This window comes from Pseudomonas sp. Q1-7, assembly GCF_028010285.1.
Lineage (GTDB): Bacteria > Pseudomonadota > Gammaproteobacteria > Pseudomonadales > Pseudomonadaceae > Metapseudomonas.
This window is the reverse complement of sequence record NZ_CP116304.1, coordinates 1,048,046-1,061,472: the sequence shown is the minus strand read 5'-3', so window position 1 is coordinate 1,061,472 and position 13,427 is coordinate 1,048,046. Positions and strand designations below refer to the sequence as shown.

General features: G+C 67.1%; 15 protein-coding genes. 7 read left to right on the top strand and 8 right to left on the bottom strand.

The annotated features are described in order from the left end of the window. Positions 1-11 precede the first annotated feature (11 nt). Complete coding sequence (locus tag PJW05_RS04890; protein WP_271410616.1) at positions 12-449, top strand: VOC family protein; 438 nt, start codon at positions 12-14, stop codon at positions 447-449. Here PJW05_RS04890 and PJW05_RS04885 read toward each other — a convergent pair. Further along, positions 443-1,246 (bottom strand): substrate-binding periplasmic protein, encoded by an 804-nt coding sequence (locus PJW05_RS04885; protein WP_271410615.1) that lies wholly within the window; start codon positions 1,244-1,246, stop codon positions 443-445. The two genes, PJW05_RS04890 and PJW05_RS04885, sit on opposite strands and share 7 nt — an antisense overlap. Positions 1,247-1,259: 13 nt before the next feature. Next, positions 1,260-1,508: a CDGSH iron-sulfur domain-containing protein gene (locus tag PJW05_RS04880; protein WP_271410614.1), complete on the bottom strand. Its 249-nt coding sequence runs from the start codon at positions 1,506-1,508 to the stop codon at positions 1,260-1,262. 88 nt (positions 1,509-1,596) lie between these two features. Here PJW05_RS04880 and PJW05_RS04875 point away from each other — a divergent pair, with 88 nt between their 5' ends. Continuing rightward, positions 1,597-2,682 carry an endonuclease/exonuclease/phosphatase family protein gene (locus PJW05_RS04875; RefSeq protein ID WP_271410613.1) on the top strand — a complete coding sequence of 362 codons (1,086 nt, stop codon included), beginning with the start codon at positions 1,597-1,599 and terminating at the stop codon, positions 2,680-2,682. Between the two features lie 97 nt (positions 2,683-2,779). On the opposite strand, the gene PJW05_RS04870 is transcribed toward PJW05_RS04875, so the two are convergent. The 4 genes from PJW05_RS04870 to hrpB form a co-directional block, all read right to left on the bottom strand. Beyond that, entirely contained in the window at positions 2,780-3,490 is a 711-nt protein-coding gene (locus PJW05_RS04870) for an SDR family NAD(P)-dependent oxidoreductase (protein ID WP_271410612.1), read from the bottom strand. 42 nt (positions 3,491-3,532) lie between these two features. After that, a complete protein-coding gene (locus PJW05_RS04865; protein WP_271410611.1) occupies positions 3,533-4,192 on the bottom strand; it encodes a DsbA family oxidoreductase in 660 nt (219 codons plus the stop codon). Continuing rightward, positions 4,189-4,404 carry a tautomerase family protein gene (locus PJW05_RS04860; protein WP_271410610.1) on the bottom strand — a complete coding sequence of 72 codons (216 nt, stop codon included), beginning with the start codon at positions 4,402-4,404 and terminating at the stop codon, positions 4,189-4,191. The genes PJW05_RS04865 and PJW05_RS04860 overlap by 4 nt, the downstream gene beginning before the upstream one ends. Before the next feature lie 322 nt (positions 4,405-4,726). Further along, positions 4,727-7,249, bottom strand: coding sequence for an ATP-dependent helicase HrpB (gene hrpB, locus PJW05_RS04855; protein WP_271410609.1), 2,523 nt, complete (start codon positions 7,247-7,249; stop codon positions 4,727-4,729). Between the two features lie 127 nt (positions 7,250-7,376). On the opposite strand from hrpB, the gene PJW05_RS04850 reads away from it, so the two are divergent. The 4 genes from PJW05_RS04850 to PJW05_RS04835 all read left to right on the top strand — a co-directional run bounded on the left by PJW05_RS04850 (position 7,377) and on the right by PJW05_RS04835 (position 10,011). Then, positions 7,377-7,796, top strand: coding sequence for a polyribonucleotide nucleotidyltransferase (locus tag PJW05_RS04850; protein ID WP_271410608.1), 420 nt, complete (start codon positions 7,377-7,379; stop codon positions 7,794-7,796). A 99-nt stretch (positions 7,797-7,895) separates the two neighbouring features. Then, positions 7,896-8,783, top strand: coding sequence for a cation diffusion facilitator family transporter (locus tag PJW05_RS04845; RefSeq protein WP_271410607.1), 888 nt, complete (start codon positions 7,896-7,898; stop codon positions 8,781-8,783). Between the two features lie 370 nt (positions 8,784-9,153). Beyond that, positions 9,154-9,633, top strand: coding sequence for an Lrp/AsnC family transcriptional regulator (locus PJW05_RS04840; protein ID WP_271410606.1), 480 nt, complete (start codon positions 9,154-9,156; stop codon positions 9,631-9,633). Between the two features lie 174 nt (positions 9,634-9,807). Then, positions 9,808-10,011: a DUF2788 domain-containing protein gene (locus PJW05_RS04835; RefSeq protein ID WP_271410605.1), complete on the top strand. Its 204-nt coding sequence runs from the start codon at positions 9,808-9,810 to the stop codon at positions 10,009-10,011. A 28-nt stretch (positions 10,012-10,039) separates the two neighbouring features. Here PJW05_RS04835 and PJW05_RS04830 read toward each other — a convergent pair whose 3' ends face one another. After that, on the bottom strand, positions 10,040-10,606 hold the full coding sequence (locus PJW05_RS04830; protein ID WP_271410604.1) for a pseudouridine synthase: 567 nt from the start codon (positions 10,604-10,606) through the stop codon (positions 10,040-10,042). A 144-nt stretch (positions 10,607-10,750) separates the two neighbouring features. Between PJW05_RS04830 and PJW05_RS04825 the strand changes: the two genes are divergently transcribed. Continuing rightward, positions 10,751-11,833 carry an MBL fold metallo-hydrolase gene (locus PJW05_RS04825; RefSeq protein WP_271410603.1) on the top strand — a complete coding sequence of 361 codons (1,083 nt, stop codon included), beginning with the start codon at positions 10,751-10,753 and terminating at the stop codon, positions 11,831-11,833. 13 nt (positions 11,834-11,846) lie between these two features. Here the strand turns inward: PJW05_RS04825 and amn are convergent, their stop codons facing one another. Next, complete coding sequence (amn, locus tag PJW05_RS04820) at positions 11,847-13,328, bottom strand: AMP nucleosidase (protein WP_271410602.1); 1,482 nt, start codon at positions 13,326-13,328, stop codon at positions 11,847-11,849. Positions 13,329-13,427: the final 99 nt, after the last annotated feature.

The following is a 13,427-nucleotide window of genomic DNA, read 5'->3' as shown; positions in this document are numbered from 1 at the left end:
GAGGACAACTCATGACTGAAAACCCCAGCATCCTGTCCCACATTTCGGTAGGCACCAACGACTTCGAACGCGCCGTCGCCTTCTACGACAAGGTCCTGCCCACCCTGGGCTGCAAGCGCATCATGGAACACCCCGGCGCCGTGGCATACGGCCGCGAGTACCCGGAATTCTGGGTGCAGGCGCCCATCGACGGCCACCCGGCCAGCGTCGGCAATGGCACCCACATCGGTTTCTTCGCGGCCAGCAAGGCCGCGGTGCAGGCGTTCTTCGAAGCGGCGCTGGAGGCCGGCGGCAAGGGCGATGGCGAACCCGGCCCACGCCCGCAATACGGTGATCCCTACTACGGCTGTTTCATCCGCGACCCGGATGGCCACAAGATCGAGGCCGCGTTCTGGGACGTGGATCTGCACCCGGACTACGAGCTGTACATCGAGCCGCACGCTCACTGAGCGCCCGGACGGTAGCGCCGCGCGGCGTCCAACACCCAGCCTTCGTCGATCATCTGCCCCAAGGCCTCGGCGATGACCCGGCGCTGGCCCTGCAGGGACCGCTGGCGCGAAAAGCCGAGGAAAAGTTCGGTGCGCGCCGGCGGCCGGTAGGCCAGCTTGACGATGCGTCCGGCCAGCGTCGGGTCGCGCAGCAGTTCGTAATCCACCTGGCAATCGGTACCGATCACCAGCTGCAGCCGCTTGTGGCGCAACATGTCCAGCAACTGGCCTTCGTTGCCGACCCCTACCTTGTTCAGCGCCTGGTCGGAATCGAAGGGCTCGAAGTAGGCCGACCCGCGCACGAAACCGATGACGTACCGCCCCAGTTGCGGGTAGCCGGTAACGCTGCGGGACAGCTCAGGCAGGCTGTAGAAACGTGGTGCGCAGGTGAAATAGGGACGCTCCAGGTAGTCGATGTAGCGCTCCCGCTCGGGCGTCCTGGCCAGGCCCGTCATCAGATCCGCCGAGCCCCGCTCCAGGGCGGCCAACCCCCGCGACCAGGGCGCCCGCTGCACCTCGAAGCGCAGCCCGGTGCGGCGCTCCAGTTCGGCCAGCAGGTCCATGTCCAGGCCACGCAACTGCTCGCCTTCGCCAGCGATGCGAAACGGCGGCCAGTAATCGGTCATCACGCGCAGGGGTGCCGGGTGGTCGGCGCACGCGATGCCGGGCAGCAGCATCAGGCTCGCCAGCCCGAGGCGAAGCCGCGACGTTTTGTAAATCAAGGCCAGGAATGACCAGAGGACTACGCCCAGCTGCATGCCGGCTCCCGGATCAGTCTTGCAGTTCGTTGTGGGTGCCATCGCAACACGGTGGCGAGTGGCTATGTTTGCAGCCACAGAAATACAGGGTTTCGCTGACCTCTGCATGAAATTTGAGTGGCGCCAGGCCAGTGCCCTTGTGAGATCCGTCACAGAACGGCTGTTGCTGGCTGCGGCCGCAGCGGCACCAGAAGTAATCCTGGCCGGCCACGACCTCCACTTCGAAGGGACCCTTGCGGGCGATCCGCACCTCGCTGCTCACGGCATTCCTCCCGGGCGCGCCTGGCTTGGGCCGCCGCGGCGGCTCGGGTATGCTCGCCCTCTTCCAGCATAGATGCCAGCTTCTGCCGATGCCCCGAGTCCTGCGATTCGCCCTGCTCAGCCTGTCGGTCCTCGCCGTCGGCCTGGTGGCGCTGGTCTATGCGCTCACCTGGCACCCCGCGCCACGTGAGCCGGCCCCCCTGGCCTGCCAGGCCGAAGCGCCGCAGCTGCAACCGGGGCAGGCCCTCAAGGTGATGACCTGGAACCTGCAGTACCTGGCCGGCAAGCGCTACGTCTTCTACGACGACCTGCCCGACGGCGAAGGCCCGGACGAGCGACCCACGGCGCAAGACCTGGCCTACAGCCTCGACGAGGTGGTGCGGGTGATACGCGAGGAACAGCCGGACATCGTCAACCTCCAGGAACTCCACGAAGGTGCCCGCGCGACCGACCACCAGGACCAGTTGGCCCTGCTGCAGGAGCGCCTGGCCGACCTCTATCCCTGCACCAGCCAGGCCTTCTACTGGAAGGCCGCTTTCGTGCCTGACCCGCATATTCTCGGCAGCGTTGGCATGAAGCTCGCTACCCTCAGCCGCTTCCGTATCGCGAGTGCCGAACGCCTGCAACTCCCCCGGGAAGAGAACGACCCGCTCAGCCGCCAGTTCGACAAGCAGCGTGCCCTGCTGGTCAGTTACTTGCCGATTCGCGGCGGTGGACGTCTGGCGACGATCAACACCCACCTGGATGAGCGTGCCTCGGACCAGGCCACGCTGAAACGCCAGGTGGGCATGACCCGAGCCCTGCTCGACCGGCTCCAGGCCGAAGAGGTGCCCTGGGTGCTGGCCGGCGACTTCGACCAGTTGCCCCCTGGCCAATTCGAGCGGCTGGCTCCGCAGCAGCGCAGCCGCCATAGCCCGGACAGCGAACTAAAGGCGTTGTGGCGCCACTATCCGATGATCCCCAGCGTGGGCGAGGCCAGCGGTGAGCAGCGCGCCCGCTGGTTCACCCACTTTCCCAATGACCCACGCGTGAAGGGCCCGGACCGGACCCTCGACTACGTTTTCCACAGCCCCAGCCTGGCACGTATCGAAGCCCGGGTCCGGCGGCACGACACCCTGCGGATTTCCGATCACCTGCCGCTCACCGCGAGGTTCTTCTTGCCGCCGGCACATTGAAGTCCATCTGCGCGAGCATTCATGGTGCGCACGCCGATGGGCTCTACCGCGCGCTTGGCAGCGCCGCCACGTCCGATCGGCGGCGCCGCCCCTTACGTCAGTGACCCGCGCTCTGGCCACCATCGACGTGCAGGATTTCACCGGTGACAAACCCGGCGCGCTCCAGATAGACGATGGCCTGCGCGACATCGTGGGTCTCGCCCATATGGCCGACCGGGTGCAACCGGCCCAGCGCCGCGTGGGTTTCCTCGCCGTGCATCGGCGTCTTGATGATGCCGGGGGAGACAGCGTTGACGCGGATTCCGCGCTTGGCGTACTCGATGGCCAGGGACTTGGTCGCCGCATTGATGCCTCCCTTGGTCAGCGACGCCAGAACCGACGGCACACCTTCGATGGCGTGATCCACCAGGCTGGTGGTGACACTGACCACATGGCCACTCCCTTGCTTCTCCATCTCGGTAATCGCGAGCTGGGAAATGTAGAAGAAGCCGCCGAGGTTGACGCCCAGCACCGCGGCGTAATCTTCGTGGGAATAATCGGTGAACGGCTTGGCGACGAAGATTCCAGCGTTGTTGACCAGGGTGTCGATACGGCCATAACGCGCCATGCCTTCCCGAATCACGCGCTCGGCGGTCGCCGGATCGGCGATGTCACCGGCCACGCTGAGGATGTCCGGGTCGGTGGAGGGTTTGATCGAGCGCGACGTGGCGACCACCCGGTAATCGAGATCACGGAAGGCCTTGACCACCGCGGCACCGATACCCTGGGAAGCGCCAGTGACGACGACGACTTTTCTTGCATTGCTCATGATGAACCTCCAGTTGCAACGGGGATTGGAAAGAACGATCGATCAGGCTTCGGCTGTGGCCTGAGCCAGTTGCCGCAAGAGTTGTTCGTAGTCGCCGACGGACTGCGAACCCGACACCAGGTGGCGGCCGTTGAGAATCATGGTCGGTACCGAATCGATACCCCGTTCGCGGTAGAACGCTTCGAGCTCACGAACCTCCTTGGCGAACGCCCCGGTCGCCAGTACCTCGCGCGCTTGCGCCGGGTCCAGCCCTGCTTCGGCCGCCAGATGCGCGAGCGTCTCGTGATCGCTCGGGTTCTTTCCGTCGGTGAAGTAGGCACGCAGCAAGACCTTGTGGAGCCGGGCCTGCCGACCTTCCAGCAATGCCCAGAACAACAGGCGGTGCGCGTCGAAGGTGTTGTAGAAGTGACTGCGCCTTTCCAGGTCGAAATGGAAGCCGATGGCCTGGCCACGGGCGATCACCATCGCGTTTCGTGTGGCGACCTCTTCGGCGGTGCGTCCGTACTTGCGCATCATGTGCCGGACGGCGTGCTCGCCTTCGGCCGGCATATCCGGGTTCAGCTCGAAGGGTTTGAACGTCAACTCCACCGACACCTCATCGGCCAGGTTGGCAATGGCCTGTTCCAACGCTGTCGCCCCCAGGGCGCACCAGGGGCACACCACGTCAGAGACGAAATCGATGGTGACGGACGGACGAGTCATGACGGCTGCTCCGGGAGTCGTTGCCGGTAGGCGGTGGTGGTCATCCCGGCATATCCCCAGTTATCGCCATCGACCTCGTCGATCACGATGTGGGTCCGGTCCGGGCGTTTGTGGAGAACTCGCTCCAGGGTTTCGGTGATGTCGGCGGTCACCCGAGATTTCTGTTCTCGAGTGACGCCGTCGGGGGTGATACGTACGCTGACGAACGGCATGACAGCCCTCCAATGACTGCTCATCGACATGATGGGAGTAGGCAGTGGCGGGAAATTTATGACCTCTCCCGATAGCGATAAAGGCGGGACCGATCACATCATTAGTAACGCGATGTAATGAATCAGATCGTACGTCTAACGCTGACGACCGCCCCCTGCGGACGGCCAGCGCACGCTTCAGCCGCGTACGGCCCGACTGACGCGCAAACCGGGCCTTCAGGACCGGACGGTCAATCGAGCGGGTAACGCCCGCTCTCCAGGTGGTCGATTCCCAGGCGGTCGAGGACGTCCATCGGGTGCAGGACGCTGACTCGGACGGTTCCTATTTTCTCGGCTTGGCCCTGGCGGTGGGCTCCGCTTCCATCGGGTCATCGGGCCACCAATGCTTCGGGTAGCGTCCCTTCAAATCCTTTTTCACCTCGGCATAGGTGTTGGCCCAGAAACTGGCCAGGTCCTGGGTTACCTGTACCGGACGACGCGCAGGAGACAGGAGATGCAGCAATACCCCTTGCCGGCCGCCCGCGATGCGCGGCGTTTCGGCCAAGCCGAACAGCTCCTGCAGCCTCACCGCGAGCACCGGCGGATGCTCTGAGTAATCCAGGGCGATCCGCGAACCCGACGGGACCTGCAGCGACTTCGGCGCCAGCTCATCCAGGCGCTGCGGCAATGGCCAGGGCAGCAGGCCGAGCAGGATGCCCGGCAAGTCGAGGTTGGCGAAGTGGCTCAGTCGATTCACCTTTCCCAGATAGGGAGCCAGCCACGTGTCGAGGGAGTCCAGCAAGGCGGTATCCGACAGATCGGGCCACTCGCTCTCCCCTTGCCGCTCGATATCCAGCCGGCGGAGCAGCGCCACACGGGCCTGCCACTGGCGCAGCTCAGGACTCCAGGGGAGCAGTTCGATGCCCTTGCGCCGAACCAGACCGGTCAATGCCTTCAAGCGTGCCTCTTCGTCGAGGTTCAGCAATGCGGCGCGACTGAGCACCAACTCCCCCACTCGACGTTGCCTTTCGGCCTTCAAGACCCCTTCCCGCTCGTCCCACTCAAGCTCGTCCCGCTGAGTGACCCGTTCGCCGAGCACCGAAGAAAAGAGTTCCGGCTCAAGCGCTGCCGCCAGGTAGATGCGTTCCTCCCGCTGGCCCTGACGACTGCCGAGGTCGGCGATCACCAACCAGGGTTCCTTCATCAGCGCATCCGGCTCGCCGAACTGCGCGGCGCGACCATTGGCAAGCCGATAGTCAGCCCCTCCGGCGCGGCGCTGCTGGGCGATGCGGTCCGGGTAGGCAAAGGCCAGCAGGCAACCGAGCCAGCGCGGATGATCCGGGTCGGCCACCGCCTCGCTGGCCGGGCCCCGCAGGTAGGAACGGAATTGCCGGGCCAGTTGCCGCGCACGCTGCACCGCACCACGGGCACCCCGCGCAGCCTTGTCGCCGCCGGCCAGCAGCGCCAGGCGACTGTGCAGGTCGGCACCGCCGCCGCGCAGGATGTCGCGCTCGCCCAACAGGGCCGCCAGGTCGCACGCCAGTGCGCCCAGGCCCAGGGCCTGACCCCGCAGCAGCAGGTGGGCGATGCGCGGATGGGTAGGCAGTTCGGCCATGGCCTGGCCGTGGCGGGTCAGGCTGCCGTCCTCGGCCAGGGCGCCGAGGCGCTGCAGCAGGTCGCGGCCCTGGGTATAGGCCGCGACGGGCGGCGGATCGAGCCAGGCCAGTTCGCCCGGGTCGCCGACGCCCCAGCGCGCCAGCTGCAAGGCCAGGCCGGCCAGGTCGGCCTGGAGGATTTCCGCGCTGCCATGGGCAGCCAGCTGCTCGTGCTGGGCCTCGGACCAGAGCCGGTAACAGACGCCGGGCTGCAGGCGCCCGGCGCGGCCGGCGCGCTGGGTGGCGGAGGCGCGGGAAATGCGTTGGGTGTCCAGACGGGTCATGCCGCTGGCCGGGTCGAAGCGCGGTACCCGCTCCAGGCCGGCATCCACCACCACGCGCACGCCGTCGATGGTCAGGCTGGTCTCGGCGATGTTGGTGGCCAGCACCACCTTGCGCGTGCCGGCCGGTGCCGGCTCGATGGCGGCGCGCTGCGCGGCCAGGTCCAGCTCACCGTGCAGCGGGCAGAGCAGGATGTCGGCACGCCCGTCGAGACGCTCGCCCAACTGGTCGGCCACGCGGCGGATCTCGGCCTGGCCGGGAAGGAACACCAGCAGGCTGCCGGGCTCGTCGGCCAGCGCCTGCAGCACGGTCTGCACCACGCGCGGCTCCAGCGCTTCGCCGGGTTGGCTCGGTCGGCCCCAGCGTTGTTCCACCGGGAACATGCGACCCTCGCTGCGCACCACCGGCGCCCCGTCCAGCAGGCGCGACAGGCGCTCGCCCTCCAGGGTGGCGGACATCAACAGCACCTTCAGCGGCGGCTCGTCGCGCAGCAGGGCGCGGCCGTTGAGGCACAGCGCCAGGGCCAGGTCGGCATCCAGGCTGCGCTCGTGGAATTCGTCGAAAATCACCAGGCCGACGCCTTCCAGCGCGGGGTCTTCCTGCAATCGGCGCGCGAGGATGCCCTCGGTCACCACCTCGATGCGCGTACGCGGGCCGACCTTCGACTCCAGGCGGATGCGATAGCCGACGGTTTCGCCCACCGCCTCACCCCGCTCGCTGGCCAGGCGCTCGGCGGCGGCGCGGGCGGCCAGGCGGCGCGGTTCCAGCATCAGGATGGACTGCCCGGCCAGCCAGGGTTCGTCCAGCAGCGCCAGGGGCACGCGCGTGGTCTTGCCTGCGCCGGGCGGCGCCTCCAGCACGGTTTCATGGCGGGATCGCAGGGCGGCCCGCAGATCGGGCAGGACGGCATCGATGGGTAACGGAATCATGGGCACTCCAGGCAGGCCCGGAAGTATACCGGCGAACTGCCCGTTCCTTGCCGGGGTCGCCGCTACGGCATGCGGATTTGCAACAGGCCGCTTGGTATAGTTGCGCTCTTTCGACCAGGAGATGCTCATGCGTATTGCTTCCCGATGGATCGGCGGCGCCGTCGCCGTTGCCCTGCTCACCCAGCTCACCGCCTGCGGCACCCTGTTCTACCCGGATCGCCGCGGCCAGATCGAAGGCAAGGTCGACCCGGCCGTCGCCGCCATGGACGCCATCGGCATCCTCTTCTTCGTCATCCCCGGGCTGATCGCCTTCGCCGTCGACTTCGCCACCGGCGCCATCTACCTGCCCGCAGGCCAGAACGCCCAGATCGCCCCGGAGAAACTCCAGGAAGCCATCAGCGCCGACGGCAAGGTGGACCCGGTGCGCCTGAAGGCCATCATCGCCCGCGAAACCGGCCACGACCTGCCGCTGGATAACCCGCAACTGCTCCAGCGCAGTGGCAACCTGCAACAACTGGCGGCCCTCGGCCTGCGCCCCGCCGCCTGAGATGCGCTCCAGCGTCCGGCGCCAGATGCGCGGCCCCTCGCCCGGCACCCGGCGCCACGGACGGGCGCTTGATCGTCACCCCCTCGGCCCGGAGTCGGCATGACCTCTTCCCGCCAGCACGCGCAGCTGCTTCGCCTGGCCACTCGCGCCTCCCTCGCCGTCGCCATCACCCTGGTGTTGGCCAAGGCCATCGCCTGGGCCATGAGCGGCTCGGTCAGCCTGCTGGCCGGCCTCACCGACTCACTGATGGACAGCGCCGCCTCCCTGCTCAACCTGCTGGCGGTGCGCTACGCGCTGAAGCCGGCGGACGACGACCACCGCTACGGCCATGGCAAGGCGGAGGCCCTGGCCGGACTGGCCCAGGCGCTGTTCATCGGCATCAGCGCGGTGCTGGTGGCAGTCCAGGCCTACGAGCGCCTGAACGCTCCCCAGCCGCTGGAGGCCGAGGGGCTGGGCATTGCGGTGATGCTCCTGTCGCTGGCGCTGACCGCGGGCCTGCTGATGTTGCAGCGCCGGGTGATCCGCGCCACTGGCTCCACCGCCATCCGCGCCGACGCCCTGCACTATCGCTCCGACCTGCTGCTCAACAGCGGCATCCTCCTCGCCCTGGTGCTGGCCAGCCTGGGCTGGCAGCACGCCGACGGGTTGTTCGGCCTGGGCATCGCCGGCTACATCTTCTGGAGCGCCGTCGGTATCGCCCGCGGGTCGGTCTCGGTGCTGATGGATGAAGAACTGTCGTCGGACATCAGCGCCGAGATGCACCGGCTGGCCTGCGCCATTCCCGGCGTGCTGGGGGCCCACGACCTGCGCACGCGGATCTCCGGCAACCGCTGGTACGTGCAACTGCACCTGGAGCTGCCCGGCGAGCTGCCGCTGTCCCGCGCCCATGCGCTCTGCGAACAGGCCGCAGGCGCCATCACCGCGCGCTACCCGCGTGCCGAAGTACTGGTGCACGCCGATCCCAGCGAAGTGGTGAAACGCGCCTAGGCCGCGCACGATTCACCCATGGTTTCGTCCCCGCCGCAGGGCGTTGCGGGCAACCAAAAAGGGGACCCCATACCGCGGGTCCCCTTCGGGAAATTCGTCCTGTGCTGGCGATTGTGTCGCCGCTTTCATCGCCTGCCTGATTGGGCAGCGCGGACCCGGGGGCCTGCTCGAACCGGTTGGATCGGCGGCGCCGACACACCTGATTGGGCGGGTCGGGTGGACGTGCTGTCCGGGCCGTGAAACTGAGGGAAAGCTTACGTCTTCAAGGGCGACAAATGATTGCTAAGATTGCTCAATAAAGCGCCACTTGCGCAATTAATCACCAAAGAAGCAATATTTGCAGCAACCAAACCAATCAACGGCCAGTACCATGGAAAAACTTGATCGCTACGACCTTAAAATCCTCGCCGAACTGCAGCGCGACGCACGCATCTCCAACCAGGAGCTGGCCGAGCGCATCGGCCTGTCGCCCTCCCCCTGCTCACGGCGCGTCAAGCAACTCGAAGATGACGGCTACATCGTCCGCCAGGTCGCCCTGCTGGACCGCAAGAAGCTCGGCCTCAGCCTCACCGCCTACGTGCTGATCGGCATGGACCGCCACACGCCGGAACGCTTCGAGCACTTCCAGGAAGTGATTCGCCAGTGCCCCGAAGTGCTGGAGTGCAGCCTGGTCACCGGCATGGAGGCGGACTACCAACTGAAGGTGGTGGTGCCGGACATGGAGCATTACCAGCAATTCCTGCTCGGCCAGCTGACCCGCATCGAGGGCGTTACCAGCGTGCGTTCGAGCTTCGTACTCAACCAGGTGCTGAGCAGCACCGAGCTGCCCCTGGGTCACCTGCGCGGCTGAACGGGCCTCGCGCGCGGAGCGGCGTGGCGTATAATCGCCGCGCTTTGCTGTACCCTCCGCGCGGCCCCGCCCCATAAGAGCCTTCCGGCTCGCAGAATCACAAGCGCACCGCCCGCCTGACGCCCGGCCTCTCGGCCGTGCAGGTGCAGCCTGTATTCACCCTCGAGGTATGCGATGAGTCCGGAAAAAATCGAAGAGTTGATGATGACGGCGATGATCGCCGTGCTGGTGGCCTTCATGGCCTTCATCGTCTGGGACCTGGCCAAGAAGTCCAAGGCCGGCCGCTTCGGCACCATGATCCTGTTCCTCGCCCTGGGCCTGGGCGTGCTCGGTTTCGTGATCAAGACCCTGGTGATCGGCGGCCTGGAAGGCATGTAAGCCGTCTCCCGCCGCGTGCGTCCCCGGCTCAGAGCTTCGCGGGGACGTCCCGGTATTCCCCCAGGCCCAGGCCGTCGAGGCTCCAGGGGCCGATGCGCACCCGCACCAGACGCAAGGTCGGCAAGCCCACCGCGGCGGTCATGCGCCTGACCTGGCGATTGCGCCCCTCGCGGATCACCAGCTCCAGCCAGGCGGTGGGCACGCTCTTGCGAAAGCGCACCGGCGGGTTGCGCTCCCACAGTTGCGGTTCGTCCAGCCGCCTCGCCTCGGCGGGCAGGGTCGGCCCGTCGTTCAGTTCCACGCCCTCGCGCAATCGCTGCAATTGCTCGTCGCTGGGCTCGCCCTCGACTTGCACCCAGTAGGTTTTCGGCAGTTTGTGCTTGGGATCGGCGATGCGCGCTTGCAGGCGACCGTCGTTGGTCAGCAGCAGCAAGCCTTCGCTGTCGCGGTCCAGACGGCCGGCGGGGTAGATGCCGGGGATGGGGATGTAGTCCTTGAGGGTCGCGCGGCCTTCGCCATCGCTGAACTGGGTCAGCACGTCGAAGGGTTTATTGAACAGCACCAGCCGCGGCTCCACGGGCGGTGCCTTGGCCACGCGGCGAGGCGCCGGGGGCGCGGGGCGGCGTGAAGCGGGGCGGGCGGGACGAGTTGGGCGCGACATGCCTGGAAACGGGTTGGCGGACAGGAAACGGGAGAGGCATGCTAGGTTCTGTGCTTCCCCGCCGCAAGAGAGAAGGTCATGCCACGTGCCCTGCGCCCCACCTGGTTGATCAACCTGATGACCCTCGCCGGTTGCCACCGCGCCCCCTACCGTGGCCCGGCGTCGAGCCACTTCGACGGCCGCCGCTTCCGCAACCTCGAACCGAAGCCGCACAAGAACCTGCGCGCCTTCCTCCGCTGGCAGTTCAGCCGCGAGAAACAGGCGCCGTGGATCGACCAGCCGGGCCCGGCGACGGCGCCCGAGGTGCCAGTCCGGGTGCAAGGCGACGAGCTGCGGGTCACCTACATCAATCACGCGACCCTGCTGATCCAGCATCGTGGCCTGAACATCCTCACCGACCCGGTCTGGTCCCAGCGGGTGAGCCCGTTCAGCTTCCTCGGCCCCCGGCGCCACCACCCGCCGGGCCTCGGGCTGGACCAGTTGCCGCCCATCGACCTGATCCTGGTCAGTCACAACCACTACGATCACCTGGACCTGGAAAGCCTGCGCGGGCTGGCGGAACGCTTCCCGCAAGCCACGGTGGTCAGCGGGCTGGGCAATGGCCCGCTGATCCGCGAAACCGGCTTCAAACAGGTCATCGAACTGGACTGGTGGCAGGAGCTGCCTCTATCGGGAGACTTGAAACTGCACGCGGTGCCGGTGCAGCACTGGTCGGCGCGGACCCGCAGCGACACCAACGAAACCCTGTGGATGGGCTTCGTGATCGAGTCGCCGGACGGCCCCGTCCTGTTCCCCGGCGACACCGGCCTGGGGCCGGAATTCCGCCTGATCCGCGAGCGCTTCGGCCCGATGCGCTTCGCCGCCCTGCCCATTGGCGCCTATGCCCCGCGCTGGTTCATGCGTGACAACCACATGAACCCGGACGACGCGGCGCAGGCCCACAGGCAGTTGGAAGCGCAAAGCAGCCTGGCGATCCACTTCGGTACCTTCAACCTCACCGACGAAGGCCAGTTCGCCCCACCCCGCGACCTGGCCAAGGCCCTGGCCGACTGGCAGGTGGACGCCGACAGTTTCCGCGTGCCGACGCCGGGGTATCAGTGGCGGATTCCGCGCCTGGCGGACACCCCGGTGCGAATGGATCCGCGCCCGCAGGAGGCCTGAGCCGCCACCCCGATCAGCGGAACGGCGGCTCGTCGAAGCTGCGCAGCTTGCGTGAGTGCAGCGCGTTGAGCTGGGTGCGCAACAGATCCAGGGCGGCGATGCCGATGCGCAGGTGCTGGCTGACGGCGCGCTGGTAGAAGGCACTGGCCGAGCCGGGCAGCTTGATCTCACTGTGCAGCGGCTTGTCGGATACGCACAGCAGCGTGCCGTAGGGCACCCGCAGGCGATAGCCCTGGGCCGCCACGGTGCCGCTTTCCATGTCCACCGCCACGGCCCGCGACAGGTTGATCAGTGGTCGCTCCTGGGCCCAGCGCAATTCCCAGTTGCGGTCGTCGTAGGTCAGCACGGTGCCGGTACGCAGGCGGCGCTTGAGGTCTTCGCCACGGTCGCCGGTGACCTGGGCCGCGGCCTCCTGCAGCGCCTGCTGCACCTCGGCCAGGGCCGGCAAGGGGATATTCGGCGGCAGTACCCGGTCGAGGATGCCGTCGCGGCGCATGTACGCATGGGCCAGCACGTAATCGCCGATGGTCTGCGACTGCCGCAGGCCGCCACAGTGGCCGATCATCAGCCAGCAATGCGGGCGCAGCACGGCCAGGTGGTCGGTGATGTTCTTGGCGTTGGACGGGCCGACGCCGATATTCACCAGGGTGACGCCGTGGCCGTCGGCGGCGATCAGGTGATAGGCCGGCATCTGGTAGCGGTGCCAGACCACGCCGTCGACGATGGCCTGCATCTCGCCCTCGTCCATGCCGCGCTCCACCACCACATTGCCCGGCAGCACCATGCGCACGAAACGCGGGTCCTCGCGGAGCTGGTCGATGCCGTGGCGGATGAACTGGTCGACGTAACGGTGGTAGTTGGTCAGCAGGATCCACGGCTGCACATGGCGCCAGTCGCTGCCGGTGTAATGCACCAGGCGGCGCAGGGAGAAGTCCACCCGCGCCGCGTCGAACAGGGCCAGCGGCAGGGGATCGGCGTTCTCCCAGTCGTAGAGGCCGTCGGCCACGCCGTCGGTGGCGGCGGAAAGGTCGGTACTGGGAAACACCCGCGCCAGCTCGGCGGCGGTCACGCCGGAACCGGCCAACTCGTCGCCCTGCTCCACCACGTAGGGATAAGGAATGTTCTGCTGGCTGGTACCCACTTCCACCTGCACGGTGAAGTCGTGCATCAGCGGCCGCAGTTGTTCCAGCAGGTAAGTGCGGAAGGCATCCGGATGGGTGACGGTGACGCTGTAGTTGCCCGGCACCTGGATCTTCGCAAAGGCGCGGGTCGTGGACGGCACTTCGCCCTGGCAGCGGTAGGTGATGCGCAGCAGCGGATAGCGGAACAGCGCGCGCTGTGCGGCATCCGGCTCGACGCGCTCCTTGATGTAACGCTTCAGCGCCTGGCTCAGAGCTCCGGTGGCCTGCCGGTGCAGCTCGGCGAGGCGGTCGACGGCTTCCTCGGCGGTTGCGGCAATCACAAAATCGTTCGGTTCGAGGCTCACGGCCGGCATCCTTTCAGTTCGTTCTGGACCTATCTTGCCTGCTCGGACAGGCAAAGGCATAGAACGAAAAGGCAGGTAATTTCGCCGCCCGTGCCGCCCCGAAACAGG